Source organism: Fulvivirga sp. M361 (assembly GCF_007097395.1).
GTDB lineage: Bacteria > Bacteroidota > Bacteroidia > Cytophagales > Cyclobacteriaceae > Fulvivirga.
Genome location: NZ_VKDC01000006.1, coordinates 210,073 through 228,517, shown reverse-complemented (window position 1 = coordinate 228,517; position 18,445 = coordinate 210,073). Strand labels below are relative to the sequence as shown.

The 18,445-nt window shown below is 43.1% G+C and carries 12 protein-coding genes and 1 pseudogene; 3 read left to right on the top strand and 10 right to left on the bottom strand.

All coding sequences use genetic code 11. The features are described from left to right. Positions 1–32: 32 nt before the first annotated feature. Entirely contained in the window at positions 33–971 is a 939-nt protein-coding gene (nadA, locus tag FNH22_RS08235) for a quinolinate synthase NadA (RefSeq protein ID WP_255518010.1), read from the top strand. Between the two features lie 76 nt (positions 972–1,047). Here the strand turns inward: nadA and FNH22_RS08230 are convergent, their stop codons facing one another. From FNH22_RS08230 to FNH22_RS08180, 10 genes are all read right to left on the bottom strand, one after another. Then, complete coding sequence (locus tag FNH22_RS08230; RefSeq protein ID WP_143397877.1) at positions 1,048–1,506, bottom strand: 6-carboxytetrahydropterin synthase; 459 nt, start codon at positions 1,504–1,506, stop codon at positions 1,048–1,050. 214 nt (positions 1,507–1,720) lie between these two features. Further along, positions 1,721–2,599 (bottom strand): DUF4249 family protein, encoded by an 879-nt coding sequence (locus FNH22_RS08225; RefSeq protein WP_143397876.1) that lies wholly within the window; start codon positions 2,597–2,599, stop codon positions 1,721–1,723. 5 nt (positions 2,600–2,604) lie between these two features. After that, positions 2,605–5,217, bottom strand: a complete 2,613-nt coding sequence (locus tag FNH22_RS08220; RefSeq protein ID WP_143397875.1) for a TonB-dependent receptor — start codon at positions 5,215–5,217, stop codon at positions 2,605–2,607. 4 nt (positions 5,218–5,221) lie between these two features. Continuing rightward, positions 5,222–6,247: a FecR family protein gene (locus tag FNH22_RS08215; protein ID WP_143397874.1), complete on the bottom strand. Its 1,026-nt coding sequence runs from the start codon at positions 6,245–6,247 to the stop codon at positions 5,222–5,224. A gap of 63 nt (positions 6,248–6,310) precedes the next feature. Then, entirely contained in the window at positions 6,311–6,877 is a 567-nt protein-coding gene (locus FNH22_RS08210) for an RNA polymerase sigma-70 factor (RefSeq protein WP_143397873.1), read from the bottom strand. A gap of 399 nt (positions 6,878–7,276) precedes the next feature. Beyond that, on the bottom strand, positions 7,277–8,665 hold the full coding sequence (locus FNH22_RS08200) for a cytosine permease (protein WP_143397871.1): 1,389 nt from the start codon (positions 8,663–8,665) through the stop codon (positions 7,277–7,279). Between the two features lie 93 nt (positions 8,666–8,758). After that, positions 8,759–11,152 carry an alpha-L-rhamnosidase C-terminal domain-containing protein gene (locus tag FNH22_RS08195; protein WP_185154124.1) on the bottom strand — a complete coding sequence of 798 codons (2,394 nt, stop codon included), beginning with the start codon at positions 11,150–11,152 and terminating at the stop codon, positions 8,759–8,761. Positions 11,153–11,172: 20 nt separating this feature from the next. Further along, a complete protein-coding gene (locus FNH22_RS08190) occupies positions 11,173–14,298 on the bottom strand; it encodes a glycoside hydrolase family 2 TIM barrel-domain containing protein (protein ID WP_143397869.1) in 3,126 nt (1,041 codons plus the stop codon). A 17-nt stretch (positions 14,299–14,315) separates the two neighbouring features. Beyond that, positions 14,316–15,878: a T9SS type A sorting domain-containing protein gene (locus FNH22_RS08185; protein WP_143397868.1), complete on the bottom strand. Its 1,563-nt coding sequence runs from the start codon at positions 15,876–15,878 to the stop codon at positions 14,316–14,318. Positions 15,879–16,034: 156 nt separating this feature from the next. Continuing rightward, a complete protein-coding gene (locus tag FNH22_RS08180; RefSeq protein WP_143397867.1) occupies positions 16,035–16,841 on the bottom strand; it encodes a Fic family protein in 807 nt (268 codons plus the stop codon). Between the two features lie 618 nt (positions 16,842–17,459). Here FNH22_RS08180 and FNH22_RS08175 point away from each other — a divergent pair. Next, the gene (locus tag FNH22_RS08175) at positions 17,460–18,014 is read left to right on the top strand and encodes a hypothetical protein (RefSeq protein ID WP_221420238.1); all 555 of its coding nucleotides are present in this window, start codon (positions 17,460–17,462) and stop codon (positions 18,012–18,014) included. A gap of 237 nt (positions 18,015–18,251) precedes the next feature. After that, positions 18,252–18,445, top strand: a pseudogene (locus FNH22_RS32370) (transposase); the annotation flags it as partial.

The window sequence follows — 18,445 nt, the reverse complement described above, 5'->3', positions numbered from 1 at the left end:
TTGCTCATTTACCTTGGTTAACAGATACTATTTTGGAAGTTTTGCAAGATATTACGACAGAGATCCTGGATCTGAAGAAAGAAAAGAATGCTACCCTGCTGGCACACTACTACCAGGAGTCTGCCATACAAGATATTGCAGATCACGTAGGAGATAGTCTTTATTTAGCACAGCAAGCTAACAAAACCGAGAGTGACATTATCATAATGGCCGGAGTACATTTCATGGCAGAAACGGTGAAGATCCTGAATCCTGATAAGAAAGTACTCATACCGGATGCAAATGCCGGCTGTTCTCTTGCCGATTCATGTCCTCCCAAAGATTTTGAGAAATTCATAGGCAAATACCCCGGTCACTGCGTCATCAGTTACATCAACTGTTCTGCTGAGATCAAAGCTATGAGTGATGTCATTTGCACTTCTTCCAACGCGTTGAAGGTGATCAATTCAGTACCTGAGGATCAACCGATTATTTTTGCTCCGGACAAAAACCTTGGCAGGTATCTCATCGAGCAAACGGGGCGTGACCTCTTACTATGGGAGGGTGCTTGCCTGGTACATGAAGCCTTTTCCATTGACAAATTATTGGAACTTCATAAAAAGTACCCTGAATCCAAAATTATTGCTCACCCTGAATCAGAAGAGCACATTCTTAAAACGGCCAGTTACATCGGTTCTACGGCAGGTATGATACGCTATGTAAAGGAGCATGACAACGAGCAATTTATTGTGGCCACGGAAGCTGGCATTTTACATGCAATGCAAAAAGAAGTGCCTGGCACAAAACTCATTCCGGCACCGGTCTCAGAGGACAACACCTGTGCTTGCAGTGAATGTGGCTATATGAAAATGAATACGTTGGAAAAGCTTTACCTGTGTTTGAAAAATGAAAGCCCTTCTATAGATGTTGATGAAAGCATAAGGCTAAAAGCACTATTACCCGTACGTCGTATGCTGGAAATTTCCAAGTAATAACCGAACGTCGGACAACGATCCCAAAGAAACGAGGACACCATTTGACCTTTAATGACATAACTCGTCCATTTGTTCAGGTACCGTTATCACTGGCATGCCATTCAGCATACCCCGTCTGGGTTTCACGAAGTTTCAGACTGTGGAGTTGTGCCCCTCCCGGTAATGCAAAGCGAATTTGCCTTGCAAAATCAATGATCAGGTTTTCACAGGTTGGGTTGTAAGGCTTAAAGACTACCAACTGGCCTGAACAGTTTTTTATCCCTTTCTTAAATTCGGATTCTTCAAAAAGCACCAGACTGTGATCCAATGGCTCTATGACCACGCGTTCCACAATACCCTTAAGGTCACCAAAGTCCATCACCATACCATTTTTAGGATTGTTAAGATTGTTAATGGGTGTCCCTATGATCGTGACCGACAAGTGGTAGGAATGGCCATGAATATTACGACATTTTCCATCATAACCTTCAAGTGCATGAGCCATTTCAAAACTAAATTCTTTCGTTACACGGACTTTGTGATGACTATACATTCGTACTGGAGTTTAAACCTGTTGTCCTAAAACTACGGAGAATGGATCTTAGAAATTCTTTGAATATTTTTCGTCAAAAATAGCAGTACCAGCTACTAATATCATATGACATACATCAGCTAAGCTGTATTATTTCAGATTAGAGATTGCATGACGCATTTTAACTGATCACAAAATACGGATCAGGTCTTTTGACCGGTTTTTAGTATCATTCTTATTGGTCCAGATCAGCTTGAGCAACTGTAAACGTCCTACTTATCACTTCTGATGCAGAGAAAAAGCCTAAACCATCATGACTAACGTTTGTTGGGGCGTTTCCTGGTACCACATCAAAAATGCCGCCTCGAAACCTGGTTTCTGCATAAACAGCCCTGACAAAAAGATAATGCGCTATGGACATAGACGATTTAAACTGAACAATAGTAGATCCTTCTTCTATAATAAGTCTTGGATTATCACCTTGAAAGCTTAGCAAAAACCCTTGTGGATCAATCCTCGGAAACTCATAAAAAGTGGCCTGACGCAATCCGCTTATCACAGAGTCATATGCAAACAACACTTGTTTTGAAGGCGCTGCTGTGCCATACCTGACATGAGGGAAACGATGCTCATAGACATCCGTCACACCTGGAATATTATCAAACTCCTCCACACGATTTGGCAATGCAAATAGTTCATCTGTGGGCTCAAAAGGAGTTACCGGTTCCATACTATCAGAAGCGGTATAGGTAGTCTGACCGATCTCCACGGTAAGTGTATAAGTTTTTCCTACCTCGCCTTTTACGTCCGGTGCTGTAAAATATACCCCGGGAAGTGTATCTGACTCATTTAAGATATAACTGTTCACTCCATCGCTAATCTCCACACTCGCCCCGCTGACTTTATCCTTTTTAACTTCAGCATCAGGGATGGCCACATCTGTTCTGGATAATATCACAGCATGAGGTTTCATTTCATTGGTAATACTACCCTCTATTACCAATCTGTTTGAAACGGGGCCATTGAGCTTATTAAGGTCAATTTCTTCGACACATGCTACGAATAGTAAGGGTAAAAAGGTTAAAATGACAGGTACTGATATTCTTTTGCTCATACCACCTAAAAACTAAATAATAAAGACGCTGTTGGAATAATTGAAAATAACGAGACCTTATTCCCTACTACCCTGGGATCTGCTTCATCATCTGTATTCGACAGGTCATCACCTACAAACACGGCCAACGCATTTTGCCGGGCATATGCATTGTATACGGAAAGCACGTACGCTACTTTTATTTTGTCTTTGATCTTTTTTTGCGAGTTTAATTTTGCTGAAAGGTCCAGGCGATGGTAATCCGGCAGCCTGGAAGCATTCCTTGAATTATAGACGGGTACGGGAATAGCTTGTCCCTCAAAAGTATAACTTTCTACAGGTAAAGTGAGAGGTCCACCGGTATTATAGGTCCAGTTAGCTCCAAAAGAAAACTTTTTCGAGAGTTGATAGGAGGAAGTAATCGCAATTTTATGGGGTTGATCATAAATAGCGGGGAAGGATCCTCCGTTGTTGATACCGGGTATTTTATGAATGGCCCTTGACCAGGTGTAACTCATCCAGCCGGTAAGCTTCCCGGTCTTCTTTTTCAGAAAAAATTCAATGCCATATGACCAGGCTTTTCCTGTCCTCAAATCCCCTTCCAGCACCGGGTTAAAAGCGATCCGGGCAAAATCTTTATAATCAATTTGGTTATCAATGTTTTTGTAGTACCCTTCAATGGACGCTTCAATCTGGTTATTCCTGAAGTTTCTAAAAAAACCGATGGTGATCTGGTCTACCAGCAATGGCTCGATGTTGGGACCACTGGGATACCATACGTCAAAAGCCGTAAAAGACAACGATGAATTAGCCAATAAATGTAAGTACTGGGCCATACGATTGTAACTCACTTTAATAGATTGCTTCTCATCTATTAAAAACCGTGCAGAAAGTCGTGGTTCCAGGTTATGGCGACTTTTATACCACTCACCCGCTGTATACTGAGTAGTATCTACGACCATAAAATCATCATCAAACTTAAAAACACTCGTTTCACCGATGTTTTGGAATAATGACCCTCTCACTCCCGCTTCCAGGGAAATTGAACTCCCTATCTCTTTTTCCATACTTAAATAAACCCCGGACTCCAGCGCATTGCTATTAGGCACATTAAACTGCGGATCAAAGTCATTGCTACCAGGATTGAACGAGTGATGAATACTTTGGAGCCCAAAATTGAGTGTAGTGGTAGGATTGGCGAACAAAGTAAAGTCTCCCTTAAAGTTAATATCTCTTATGGTAGACTCCCACCCCACCGGAACCTGGGCCGCAGGGATATCCAGCTTGTAATCATAGCCACTGTATGTTAGTGTAAAATTGGAAAAAAGTCTGTTGCTGAAGAGGTGGTTCCATCTCAAAGTACCTGTTTGGTTTCCCCACCGTACATCAAAATCCAGGATGGGCAGTGTATTTACATCTCTTCCAAAGTATCCTGATATAAACAGCCGGTTCTTTTCATTGATGGTATAGTTTGCCTTGGCATTCAAATCGTAAAAGAACAGGTCTATTCCTTTCGCTAAGGGTTCCACCCTGCCGAGGGCCCAAAAAAGAGGATCTGCATAGGTCCTTCGCCCGGACATCATGAACGATCCTTTTCCTTTCCGGATGGGGGCCCCAACGGTCAGTTTAGCGCCTCCTACCAGGCTGATCCCTCCTGAACCGGTGAATTCCCTGGTATTTCCCTCTTTCATTCTAATATCTAAAATGGATGATGCCCTGCCTCCATGCCGTGCGGGGATACCTCCCTTGTAAAACGTCATGTTGTTAATGGCATCCGTATTGAAAACCGACAAAAACCCCAGAAAATGGGAAGGATTATATACCGGCGCTTCATCCAGCAAAATCAGGTTCTGGTCCCTGCCACCGCCTCGTACGAAGAACCCGGTAGAACCCTCTCCTACTGTGGTCACGCCGGGAAGTAACTGAATGGATTTAATAACATCAGGATTAGCTCCAAAAACAGGCATGTTTTCAATACTTTCAATGGAAAGCCGGTGAATACTCATTTCCTCAGAAAAGACATTTTTCTTTAAGGCTGCGTCAGAAGTAATCTCAATGACGTCTAACTCCGTAGTATCTGCGGACAACTCCACATCCATTTTAAGGTCCTTCTGCAGCTTGATCTCCTTTTTGAGGGTCTCATATCCCACATAGCTAAAATATAGCGTATAACGTCCCGGTGGAACGGTAAGGGCATAAAAACCATAAGCATTGCCAGACACTCCGGTAGCCAATTCTTTGATCCAGACATTTGCTCCATAAAGCGCCTCTCCCGTATTTATATCCTTTAAACTTCCATGAATGGTTAGATCCGTTGTGTCTTTTTTTTTATCCCTTTTTGAATATAGGATGATCTTATTTACGCTGGCAACGTATTGTACTTCACCGGAAAACAACTGGTCAAGCAAGGACCGAACCGTCTGATTATCAATTTGCAGGTGGACGTTTTTTGTGAGATCAAGTTGATTACTATAGGAAAATGTAAAGCCTCCATGTTCGCTGATCCTGTCCAGGACCTCTTCAATCGTTCCATTGCTACTGTCTAATTGTATTCTTTTGCTCAACAGATCATTTTGTGCCCGGATCGAGTGGGGAATAACCAGTAAAAGGATGAATAATTGTATCTGTTGTTTTGACATAGGCTTACCTTGACTTACATCCCTCACCACTCAGGACGATCATATTCTCTTTTTTCTTTATTTGAACCGGCAACACCATTTGCAACTCCCGCAATATTTCTTCCAAAGGCTGTTCCCGGAAAGTAGAGGTCAGCGTACAACTTTCAAGAGCTGGTGAGGCCAATTGAATCACTTTTCCATAGTGTCTGTTTAAATCTGCCACAACCTTCGGAAGCCCTGTATTATGAAATACCAGCTCTCCGGTTTTCCACGATAAAAAGTTGATATCTTCATTGGACACTTTTGTTAACCCATGTTGCAGATCAAACTTACCCTGCTCTCCCGCGGTCAGAGCTACGCTGGCAGTATCCTTTATCTGTCCATACAGCAAAACTTTACCCGTCACCACTGTAACTACTACCTGACCCGGACCGGTGCTATTGACGTTGAAAGAGGTACCCACCACTTCGGTGACCGCCTGACCCAACTTGATCATAAAAGGCCTGGTTTCGTCTTTTGTCACTTTAAAAAATGCCTCTCCCTCCAGTTCAACTGTTCTGGTATCACCATCAAAATCACTGGTATAAGACAGGCGGGCATTCTTATTGAGATATACCTCACTCCCATCAGGCAGCGAGAATGATGAATGAGTGTCTGTGGCAGCAATAGAAACCACATCCTTTATCCAATAACTTTTCAATGTCGGCCAGGTGAAATACGCGCTCAGCAAAATGGTGATTGCGGCCGCTAAACGCATCCATTGATAGATAATCCCTTTTTTCTGTATAGGCTGTGTTACACACCTTGTCGAAGTGGCTTTATTAATTCTCCCGCTCACTTTTTCCCAATCTTCCTTTACGTTAATGGACATAAAATCTTTCACGTTACCGCTGGATTCCCATAGCAGCCTCATCTGATCGACATATTGCCTGTTTCGCTCGTCCGCCTCTATCCATATCTTCACCTGGTCTATTTCCATACCATTGGCATCTCCGGATAGAAATCTCACTAATAACTCATGGTCTATATGTTTATTAAAAGGATCGCTCATGGCTACTTCTTTAGGTATGACAATTAACAGTGTGTATACACGTATAGGAAAATGAAAAAAGTTCTAGACGGAAAGGGCGAGGAGCAAGAACGTCATTAAAAAATCAGCCAGGTGCTCCCGCAAGACTTTTAACGCTTTGCTGATCTGGGTCTCAACAGTACGGATAGAAATACCCAACGTTTCAGCAATTTCTTTATTTTTCAAACCTTCAAAACGGTTCATTGTAAATATCCTCCGGCATTGCTCTGGCAACCCCTGAATTATGTTCCATATTTTTTCTTCTAACTCGGTCTGCTCCATGGTATCATGGTTATCACTCTGCTGTGTTTGATATTTGAGGTACTCATTGTGATTATTATGCGTATTCTTTCTTTTCAAATGATTCAGGCAAGCGTTGTGAACAGAGCGGTAGAGATAAGATTTGACAGAGGCATTTACCTCCATGGTAGCACGATTATCATACATTTTGACAAAGACATCCTGAACTATGTCTTTCGCCTCGTCCAGATCATTTACTATTTTTTTCGCATAAATGCATAGCGCCGGATAGTAAGTCTTAAACAATACTTCAAAGGCTTTGGTATCGCCTGATTTAAAAAAACCTGATGTGGATGAATCGGTCTTATCCAAAAGATATCGGCTTGTCTTGAATTTGAAGTAGGTTAATAATGTTCAATGACCCCATTAACATTGGAACGGCAAATACACCACCTAATTAAACGCCATAACGCGTTAAAATTATAATTTTCTTTGATTTTTAAATCATTACCTCATGAAAAGCGTGGCCAACCTGCTGAAAACAAAACCCAGGTAATCTTAAAATTTGCAAAGAAGTGTATCCGGACAGACCTAATCAGACCCCTTTGGTTCCTTTCTCAAGAAAAGGCGATGAAAGAAACCATAATACCGTACCGGTGAGCATCAGATATTTGCACATGTCATTAGAAATCGTGCCTGAAAACACCAAAAATGCCGGTACAAGAGTAAGTGCCAACCCAATCACTGATAGGGTTTTCAAGATTGTCTTTATCATTTTGTTTGCATCAGTTTACTAAACAATAGGAATAAGGCGCCACAAGATATCCAGGCAGGGAATGTCAGAAAAGACAGAAACAACCCATAATACTCCGCAATCCCATAAAACACCAGCATGCTTAACACCCAAGCTAGCAAGACGGCAACATTAAAGTTTGTCCCTTTATATTCCGCATAGTCTGAGATCAGGCCTACTTTTTTAGCCAGGTAGTGGTCAAATACAATAATCGCTCCGACCGGTGCCAGGATAAAACCGTAAGTCGCTACAAAACCGAGTAGCTTCATGGCAAAAGCCGGGAATATTCCGGCTACAGTAGCTAACACACCGGCGACTATGGTGACCGCAAAAGTGGTACTCTTGGGAGCAATGGCCTGGAATGCCAGCCCTGCCCTGTAAATAGTAGGGTTAGCCGTGGTCCATCCGGCGATCACTACTACGATGAGTCCGGCAATACCGACCGCATTGTAGGCCATAGGACCTGGTGATACAGGAGGAGCTTCCCCATTGGCCAGTAAGGAAGTAGCTTCCGGAGATTTAAGGTAGACTGCATATAATAACGCTGCGCTTATCCATGCCATAAAGTGCCCTACATACATCCCTGCGGATGAGGTCCAACCTGCCGAACTGTTCTTTGCATATCGAAATACACTCATGTCTGCCATTCCGATATGCATAGCGGCATTGCAAAACCATGCAAAAAAAACGACATGCCAAAAGGTAAACTTTGTTTGCCCGGGAAACGGATCTCTGCCTTCTCCCCATATGCTCCAAAAACCTTCCCATGAATTTATATTAAGCTGCTGAAGCGCAATAATACCGCAGGCCAGAAAAATGAGTACCATCCAGGGGGAGGCTATGTTGGCAAAGCGGGCCACACTGTGGTAACCTTTAGCGGCCACCAATGAAATAACAGCGCCTATGATAACGACTATACCAATCCATAACGGACCGTTAGGCAGTGCGTCATCCAAATGAGGCATTTCAAGGTTAAAGGGTATGCCTACAGCCGTAGCAGAGACGGTAATCATACTTCCCGCAAGAAAACAGAATAATATACCGTTAGCCAGGTTGTAAATGGTAACGAGATTCTTGCCACATATTTTCTCTAATTTGTAATATAGTGTCAGCCTGACTTCTGTAGCCACTACCGCACATATGTAACGCCAGCTTAACACCGCCAGTAAGTTACCTGCTAACAGGCCAATGATCAGATCAAATGCACTGACACCGGCCGTCAGAAAAAGTGGTCCTATCATAAATTCAGTACCTGCCGCATGCTCGCCTGCATACATGCCCAAAAAACTTCTCCAGCCTTTCAGTTTGGCAACGGGTACCGGTTCACGTTCAAATTCGTTAATAATTGCTGTTTCTTGTTCCGCCATTTGATGCTTTACAATGGATCTAATGATCTTTCAAATTATGCATTGATCATTAGCTTTCTGTCCTGATGTATCCTGCCGGGGGAATGGAGTAAATCAAAAGGCTTCAATATAATATTTTCCGGGGGTCATTTTTAACACACGTACGTCTTGTTCCTCAGAGTGTTCTAATACACTTTCAATCGTTAAAGGATCACCCGATGCTAAAAAAGTCTCTCCATTGATAGTGATGGTTTGATACTTTAATGGGATGCATATCAAAGCTTTCGTTTCCTCTGGAACCTGTGTTGTAAGGTTATAAGTATCTCCTTTTCTATTTACTTCCAACACAATAATACCTTTAATGGAAGGAACTTTAGCCTTTATCGTATTGAATTCGGTCAATTGAGGGTTTATTCTAAATACTTCATAACCAGGTTTTACCGGAGAAATACCGGCCACATACTGTGAGAGCAATGTAAGTCCTCCACCACTCCATGCGTGATTGGTAGTACCACCACCGTACCCTTCGGCGCCAATGCCCCACCCTTCCCACAAAGTAGATGTTTCTGTATGGTTAACCATCTTAGAAAACCGTTCCTTCATCCGCTCTAAGGCATATGCTTCATATCCCATTTGAAACAATGCCTCAAGCACATATTTTTCCATATATGGGCTGGCATGCTTCTGAGTTTTAAGCACCTGGGAAATGGACTCATAGCGCTCCTCATCCGCCAGGCCTGCCACCACGGCAAGCCCTTGAGAACGATCATCCGTGAGTCCGTGATATCCGGCAGACCGGTAATGGTCCCCTTGCCAAAACACTTCATTAAAGCTCTCTTTAAATTCTTTCATCTGCTGCCGGGTCTTCTCCGCCGCTGCACTTTGTCCTACCGCTTCCAGCATTCTTTCAAAACCTTTAAGCGCAAGGTAGTACTGGGTGTTGATAAGTAAGGGCACATCTCTGTTATCACCCCAATCACCCCAGGTCCAGCCTCCTGACCGTATAGCAACTGAACCATCCGGTTTTAACTTCCAAAGGCTAAGGTATTTCCTTACCGGTTCGCACACCTGCCGGATGACTTCCAAATCACCCGTATGGAGGTAGTAGTTATAAAAACCATAATAACCCACACTGGCCAGCATCTGCCCGGGCAACTCCTTATCCCAGTTACCGGCAGGCACCGGTGAGAATATTGTACTGTCAGGGCGCTGCCAGTTCATCAGTTCCAGCATTCCTTTCCTTGTCAACGCATCGGCATTGCGGTCTAATGCGTAAAAGGCCTCACCACTTTCCAGCACGACATCGCCCCACCATTGTGCACGCTCCCTGTCCGGGCAGTCCATGTAATTATCGCGCATAGTGACATACAACGTTCGTAACGCTTTCTGCCATAGCTGATTGTAGAATGGATCATCACATTCAAAACTGCCGGCAAACGTTGTATTATATCCTGTTTCACGATATTTAAGCGCTAATACCTCTATTCCTTCAGGGACCACATAATACATTTTCTCTCCGTTTATCCAACCCAAAGCTTCAAACTCCTGTACACCTTCTTTGGTGATGTATTCGGCTCGCATATTGTACTCCGAGCCTCCTTTGTAATGGTCTGTTAACATGGTTATTCTCTTACCGGATTTGGCCTTTACCTTAAGGTATGGAGTAACCTGTGCATTGTAAGGAAGTTTACAAACGATCGTGTCACCCGTACTTATAAATGGAAAATCCAGCTTGTTTTTGTAGACGGTCAGGCCAAAATCTTTCCAGAAAGGCACAGGTCTTTTAACTAATTGGTTCCAGGGCGCTGTAATGCCATTACCTAACATTTTTGCATAAGGCCATTTGCTGTCATCAAAATTATTGGTCATCCATTCCGTGATATCTTTCCTTGCATCAAAAACGATATTGGACTCCGGTAATCGCCAGTTAGGTTGTGGGTCTGCACTTTCGGAATTGAATGCCGGATGGGCCATGGCTTTCCATGAAGTATCTGTTTTGAACAGAAGTTCTTTCTCCTTATAAAATTCGGCAATCAACCCGGGCTGTCCGCTGGAATTATGGGTCATGCCATTTTTTCCAAAGTACCACTGGAGAAGGGCTATGGTATTCTTCCCCTTTTTAAGCGATAGGTTTACTTCATCGAAGTAAGTATCCTCCGGAGTTGGGCCTCGTTTCAACCCGCCTTCCAACACAGTAAACGTGCCGTTGACCCACAACCAATACTTGGTATCTACTGCCAGCCTCAGTTTAATCGATGGAACAGCCTCTGTCAATTCAAAAGACCTTCTAAAGGCCAGCCAGACATTTTTATCAGCGGTGGGCTGATCTGCAGTGATCCAATCCGCCTGCCAGGGTATATCCGATAGATCGACAGCTATTTGCGTTGAGTTTTGATGCTCCGTCTGATCATCACAAGAACACAGCAGGTAAGAGGCTAACAAGCTCAGTATAATTACGCCTTTGCGAGGTGTGAGTCTACAGGCTGTTTCTGAAAACAGTTTGTGCATTGATATGATCTTCCCTCTTATCATTTTACCGATATTACAAAGCTATAAGAATATGGAACAGCAGGAATCCTGAAAGGCTCATGAGGACGAGCATCTATGTTCCAGGTATTATCACCTCCCACTCCCATTTGTACATGATCAATATTGACGGTGATGTTATCTTCAAAGAAAAGTTCTTCTATCCGGTCTGCTTTTTCAATGGCTTCCTGGGAAAACGGCCAGACACTGACACTCAGTGGTTCGTTCATTGCTTTTATTTTCAATCCCTTTTCACCAGGCATGGATAATTCAAACCACCACACGTCACTTTTATTACTGCTTTCCTGGGGACGAACATAATGAACAAAATCTTCTTTTACAGATTCCCGGTGCCTGCCAAAAAAAGCCCCGGTTTTCTTATCAAGATAGGACTCATACGGGCCCCGGCCAAACCATTTAAGTTGATCGTACCGGGCAGGAACCTGCATCTGTAAACCCACCCTGGGGATGTCCGGCAAGTCTGCCACCGGGTGCAATTGATACGCTATTTTTAAACTTCCATCTAACGACATGGTGTAAGTCATTACTACTTTAATTCCTGATGGTGTCTTTAAAGTAGCGATCACCGCTGAATTTGTATTTTGAAAATGCACTAACGATAGGTCTTCAGAGGCTTCTTTCCAAAGAACTTGCCTTTCGAAAATACCGGAGGCCTGATCGTTATCAGTAGGCGCTCTCCAAAAATTAGGTCGTAGTGGTTTTGTGATGAACGAGTTACCCGATCTCTCTAAATTTATCAATAAACCCGTTGTTTTACTGATTTTAGCCGTTGTACCGTTGGAAACAAGTATAGCATACTGATCAGAGCTCTCAATATCTGTTAAAACTTCCTTCTCGTCAACCGGCGGCAAATAGGCGAACAGAAATTGCTCAGAGGCTATTTCATACCCTTTCTCAGCCCATGGCTCAGCCTCTTTCAATGCAAAGGCTACTTTCAAATAATACCTTTTACCCGGCACTGGGGTCAACTCCGGCAAGTCCAGGTCCAGCTTACCTCGCTTTCCGGGCGCTACATCCATTTTATCGGCCTTACCATGAAATACAGTATTACCGTCTTCCGTGATTTCCCAGGTAATGTCATAGTCTCCCAGGTTTGTTCTAAAATGTCGATTATGAACGAACAGTTTACCTGCACCAAGGTCATCCGAAGAGATGTGTACACGCTGCCATACATATTTAGCCTGCCAGCCGCCGGATTTGATTTTTCCATCCGCGCTTATCAGCCCCTTTTGAACAGGATTTAAATCTTCCTGCTTTTGGTCAAAGTCAGCTCCGTGCGCCCAAAGTGTTTTACCGTCGGTATTATTATTCTTACGAATCAACTGATCACGCCAGTCCCAGACAAAGGCTCCTGCAAAACGTGGGTATTTCCTGATGGCCGACCAGTAACCTTCCAGATCACCCGTTGAATTACCCTGGGAATGTGCGTATTCACACCATATCACAGGCCGGTGGTCGTCTGGTTTGGTTACCAGGTCGATCATGTCAGCAGTAAGGCGGTACATCCTGCTGATGATATCCGTATACACCCGGTCTTTTGGCTCAGGCTTAGGCCAGTTATAGCCGTAGATATTCTGCGCCCCTTCCGAATGGATAGGTCGGGTGGGGTCAAATTCTTTGATCCAGGCGGACAAAGCCGCATGATTAGGCCCAAACCCCGCTTCATTTCCCAGCGACCAGCTGATGATACTGGGATAATTTTTATCACGTTCTACCATCCGGATGCCTCGCTCTAAAAACGACGTATGCCACGAAGGGATATTGCTGAACAGTGATCCGTGCCCATGACTTTCTATATTAGCTTCATCCATCACATAAATACCGTATTCATCACATAGCTCATACCAGTAGGGAGGGTTGGGATAGTGTGAAGACCGTGAAGCATTGACATTCAGCCGCTTCATCAGCTGCGCATCCTGTCTCATGGCTTCTTTCGTTACTGCTTTACCAGTATTCGCGTCCCAATCATGACGATTGACGCCATAAAGCAGTACCGGGACGCCATTGACCTTAAGCTGACCATCGGAAATATCAATTTCTCGAAAACCTACTTTTGTACTTCTGGCTTCCACCAGTTTTCCGTTTGCATCTGTTAAGGACAATACCAGAACATATAGATTCGGATATTCTGCTGACCATTTTTTCGGGTTGATCACCCGGGTTTTCATCAGGTGCTCAAAAGGTCGGTTGCCGATCTCGGGATATCTTTCGTTCAGTATTTGAGTCACTGAAATGCTTATAGATTCGGCCAGCACTGGTTCATCCTGGTCATCAAACAGCTCTGCCGTAACTTTCCACCCTTCTACGTCTATATCATCGTGGATCATTACCTCAGGCCGTACCTGTAATTCGGCATTTTCGTAGGCTTCATCCAACTCGGTACGTACCGCAAAATCATAGAGTTGGACTTTGGGAGCCGCTTCTATAAACACATCTCGTGTAATGCCACTCATTCTCCAATGGTCCTGGTCTTCCAGGTAACTGCCGTCGCTCCACTGTGATACCTGGAGTGTGATCAGATCGTTTTTTCCTGACAGGAAGTTGGTGATATCAAATTCTGCCGGAAGCCTGTTATCTTCACTGTACCCAACGTATTGATCATTTACCCAAACCGTTAAACACGAGGAAGCTGCTCCGATGTGTAGTGTGATTTGATGATCTTTCCAGCTTTTAGGCACGGTAATTTCCTTTCGGTAGACCCCCGTGGGGTTATAGTCCTCAGGAATGTTCGGTTGCTTTACTCCCTTCTGCTTCCATATCTGGTGTGTAAGCCGGTGCCAGGGTTTTCCATACCCTTCTAACTCCCAATTGGCGGGTACAGGAATGGTTTTCCATGATGCATCCACAAAAGATCTTTTTTCAATTCCTTGAGGAACAAGTTTAGGCGCTTCATACCAGGCAAATTTCCAGGCGCCATTCAACAGCTTCTTTCTGGGCGACTTATCACGGTCCGCGGCCAGTGCCAGCGCTTTTGTAGGATAAGATATTGACGTAGCCCTTGCCGGAAGCTTGTTTACATTGACCACTTCAGGGTTCTGCCAGTGGGGTTTGTGCTGCGCGATCAGTCCATGGGAAATGATGAACAGGATGGCAAAAAGTATTCTCATAGGTTAAGGCCCTCCTATTATTGTATGATCAATCTCCCGGTATGGCTTTCCTGTGAAGAGGATATTCTATAGCTATAGATGCCGCTTTTTAACAAGCTGTATTCCGGACCAGACAAATCCCATTCGTAGGTATTCCATCCGGCTTTCTGACTATTCTCCAATGAAGAGACCATGCGACCATTCAGGTCATATATTTTCAGGGTGACTTGTCCTGCCCTGGGCACAGTATACCGGAAAGTTACATTACGTCTGGCAGGATTAGGGTAGACTTCAACGCCTAATCCATTCATATCATCCTCAATGCTTAAAGGCAAAAGACTGAGCGCATCTCTTTTTTTCAGTTTATTCGTGCTTTGTGCCAGGTTAATGAGTTCATCCTCGCTAAACACACCTTCTTCATCCAGTGGCGAATAGATCTCAAGGCTGGATTTTAACATTTTACCCTCATTCAATGCCTCAATCTCAGTGGCATTCATCCCTGATCTGTAGAACAAGAGATTTCTGAATAAAACGTCATCAGGACCGTTCTTATCACTAATGTAAAACGTAGTGGGTGCAAGTTTTTCGTCTACTTCTCCTTCCCGTACGTCATCTGCATATAAAAACGTCTTACCCCATGCATAGTAATGGGTCAAAGTAATACGATGCCATTGCCCATCATTGATTACTTCATTTCCCTTGATCACCTCCCCTGCGGGTGACGTATAGTTTAATGTTCCTGTGGTTCTATCAATGGTAATGGAACCAGGTTCCTCCTGATCTGTCTCGAAAACTGCTATAGCACCGGTCGAGGTGGTTTTTATAGCAAAAGACAGTGTGAACGGATGTAAAATTTCTTCCGGGGTAATGACCAATTGATCACTGGAAGCAGCCCTTCCCAGGTTCATTGAAGTGCCTTCCACCCAAACGGGCTGTGCCTTGCCTGCATGAAGTGCATCAAACAGGGAGGGAACGATGGTGAAAGAAAACTCCCGGTGTCCTGCCTGGTTAGGATGGCCTGCATCCGCCGAATGCCCGTTAGCCCACTGACCAAAACCATTATCCACAGCCCCCAGGACATTCACACTGGCCACATCCCATCCATGAATAAGCATATTGATCTCTTTGATAAAGTCATAGTCTGTTGGGCTGAAATTACCCCGTGTATAATTTCCTACTATCACAGGCTCGATGCCTTCCTCACGTACCATGGCAATCAACGACAGCATATTATCCCGGAATTGGTCAAACTTAGCCTGACCTCCTGATTGTATTCCTTCATTTGCCAATGACAATCCGTACATCACATACCGGCCACATTCTGGGAGCAAATCCTCAGACCACCGATTCAATATGTTTAAGGTGTTGTTTCCTCCTATGGAGATATTAGCCATCTTCCATTCGTTGACATTGCCCTCATCAAATCGCTTTTCCAGCAGGTCGGAATACCTCCGGGCATATCCAAAGCCGGAGCCTCCTACTCCTAACGCTACTGATGACCCCATAACGGTGATCTTAAAGTCATCTACCGTTTCACACGTTTGAGCGTGTGTAGTAAAAACAAAGATCAGAACAACAAAACAGGATATAACTACTCTCATACACACAAATACATTTCTTGATCGTATAAAGATGATCGGTAAATGGTTAGCAACTATCCAGTAGTATGCTGTATGAGTTACTTATGGTTTTGCTATGATTCATTTAAACCCTGAAAAAGGTTCATTTTGGAGAGATAATTGAGGGTTTTATGGGGGTTATAAGTTGATGGTAAATGATATCCCTTTAGATCCGTCCTGTTTCATGGTTTTTGCCTTATTAACTTCATTTTGAATATGGAAGATATATTCATTTTTCAGGAACGTTTCAAAGTGAATTACCTCCTCCTCCTGACGAGATAATTTAATAGCTGCTATATAGTCAGCTTTATTCTCATGTCGTATGATGAGTAATGGCAAATTGTGTTTTAATAAAATCAGGTTTTGAAGTAACCTTGCTGATCTGCCATTTCCATCAACAAATGGATGAATCGTTAAGAATTGAAGGTGTGCATAGGAAGACAATGTCATAACATCATCTATTGACAAAGTTTTGTTTATACTGTCATTGACATTTTTATAAAGGTCGTTCATCATAGGTACGATCTTATCATGACTTACATAATAGCTTCCTCCCGCAGCACGAGAAGCTGAAAGTCTGAAATCACCTAAACGAGAATCGACGGTTCCAAGTGCAGCGCTGTATTCACCACCGGTAGAACGCATGATCAACACCCTGATCTTCTTAATAATGGACTCCGAAATAGCATTGATTTCTTTGGACTGTTCAATGACATATTGCAAAGCCTGGAAATGGTCTTTGATCATCAGCGAATGCTCCAAAGGCTTACCTTTTGGTGTGGTGTCTTCTTCGATAAGCATTTCAGTCTCATCAATAGTAAGAGTAGAACCTTCCATGACACTACTGGAATGAATTAGTAATAATTCATTGTAGCGATCGTAGTTTTGAATGTCACTTAGTTTAAGAGATCGGTATTCCTTATATAGCTTACTGAGCGTTGACATAATTTAGTGTTTTTTGAAACCCTGATCCACGATCCTAATTTATTCAATAATTCCAAAGATTGCCTTCCTAATTGATATACCTTTTGAATCTGAGCAATTTATAGCATTATCCGGCAAAAGTACATTCTATACATGATTCTTCACTAAGATGAAACAAAGGTTCATTACATACCTAATTTTAAAACTAGTGCGCATATAGCGATAGCGTTATACGTGTTGGGTTAGAAGTAGGGTTTAAGGTCACTTCTCGTCACACGATGGGGAGACTGCCGGCTTCTATGCTAAGTTCTTCTCCAAGGGTAATGACCGTCAGGGAAAACTTTAGCGACAGTATGCAATCGCACTCTCCTACAGTGACGACACTTTCTTTTTTTATGAACGCCATTGCGATGACGACGCAGGAGGAAGAAGCAATCCCATCATCGCCGGACGTGGAATGTGTATATATGTCACCTCACCACCCATATGCAGTCTATACTTTATCAAGAAAGTTGCTATTAGATAATTTCACAAACACTCCTATGTTAGATTCGGATGCGAAATAAAAGAAATAAACAGATGAATTTGTAGGTTTACCGAATTGCTAGCATTAATAAAAGAAGAATGTGTAGATAGTCAATGACAAGATATAAACCTCACTATGCTTGTTTCAACTGTCGAAAAACTTTTAAACGCAGACTTTTATTTGACATTCAAGGAGGAATTTGTCAAACGGATGAAAGTACACCCGCAAAGTGCCCTGAATGTGGTAATCTCATGGCAGATATGGGACTTGACTTTAAATCTCCAAGGAAAAGTGACATCAAGGCTTGGAATCATCTTTCAACTCTTTACAAAGTTGGAATCACTTACCATTCATGCGGCTGTACAGGACCAGGGTATATTCCTAGCGACTCGGATGAGCTTGTACATTATCTTTTTCGGATTAGGGTAACATATTTGCAACACTTACATTTCTGGGCCAGAAGAAAAGAAGATCCAGTAACTCAAGATGAAATAAACAGAGATGAAAACGCAAATAGTTCGTTCCTTTACAGAGTACCCAAGGACGTTCGGATAGGAACAAAAAAGAAGCCCAAATATGATGCTGGTAAAGCTCGTATCTACTGGAGCAATCAAATTCAAGAGCTTGACAAGAAACTTGAATTAATTAAAAATGCCAATACCCTTTAAGATACCACCGGATGCGCATACTGCAAAAGGACAGCTTCATTCACCTGGCGCGCATATAGCGACAGCGTCATGCGTGCCGATTTAGGAATAGGATTTGTAATCCGGGCTATCTATATATGCACAAGCAACTTATTCAGTCTATACTTTATCAAGAAGATATAAAACTCTAAAAAGCATTTGTAATACCCTCCAATTTATTTAGATTAAAAGCTAATCCTTTACCCCCAACTTCATCTAATGTCTGAAAAATACAAAATTGGAGAATCGCAGCGCCCGCATTTCATCACCGTAATAGATTGGGTAGATCTTTTCACACGGCCTGTTTATAAAGAGGTCATCATCGATTCGCTAAATTTTTGCATTAAAAACAAGTCATTCGTGGTTTATGCTTATTGCATTATGCCCAGCCATATTCATTTGATTGCCGGTAG

What these genes read in the sequence shown, in the direction of transcription:
- FNH22_RS08230 (WP_143397877.1), bottom strand. Translation starts at nt 1,506, where the DNA reads ATGTATAGTCATCACAAAGTCCGTGTAACGAAAGAATTTAGTTTTGAA.
- FNH22_RS08225 (WP_143397876.1), bottom strand. Translation starts at nt 2,599, where the DNA reads ATGAGCAAAAGAATATCAGTACCTGTCATTTTAACCTTTTTACCCTTA.
- FNH22_RS08220 (WP_143397875.1), bottom strand. Translation starts at nt 5,217, where the DNA reads ATGTCAAAACAACAGATACAATTATTCATCCTTTTACTGGTTATTCCC.
- FNH22_RS08215 (WP_143397874.1), bottom strand. Translation starts at nt 6,247, where the DNA reads ATGAGCGATCCTTTTAATAAACATATAGACCATGAGTTATTAGTGAGA.
- FNH22_RS08200 (WP_143397871.1), bottom strand. Translation starts at nt 8,665, where the DNA reads ATGGCGGAACAAGAAACAGCAATTATTAACGAATTTGAACGTGAACCG.
- FNH22_RS08195 (WP_185154124.1), bottom strand. Translation starts at nt 11,152, where the DNA reads ATGCACAAACTGTTTTCAGAAACAGCCTGTAGACTCACACCTCGCAAA.
- FNH22_RS08190 (WP_143397869.1), bottom strand. Translation starts at nt 14,298, where the DNA reads ATGAGAATACTTTTTGCCATCCTGTTCATCATTTCCCATGGACTGATC.
- FNH22_RS08185 (WP_143397868.1), bottom strand. Translation starts at nt 15,878, where the DNA reads ATGAGAGTAGTTATATCCTGTTTTGTTGTTCTGATCTTTGTTTTTACT.
- FNH22_RS08180 (WP_143397867.1), bottom strand. Translation starts at nt 16,841, where the DNA reads ATGTCAACGCTCAGTAAGCTATATAAGGAATACCGATCTCTTAAACTA.
- FNH22_RS08175 (WP_221420238.1), top strand. Translation starts at nt 17,460, where the DNA reads ATGACAAGATATAAACCTCACTATGCTTGTTTCAACTGTCGAAAAACT.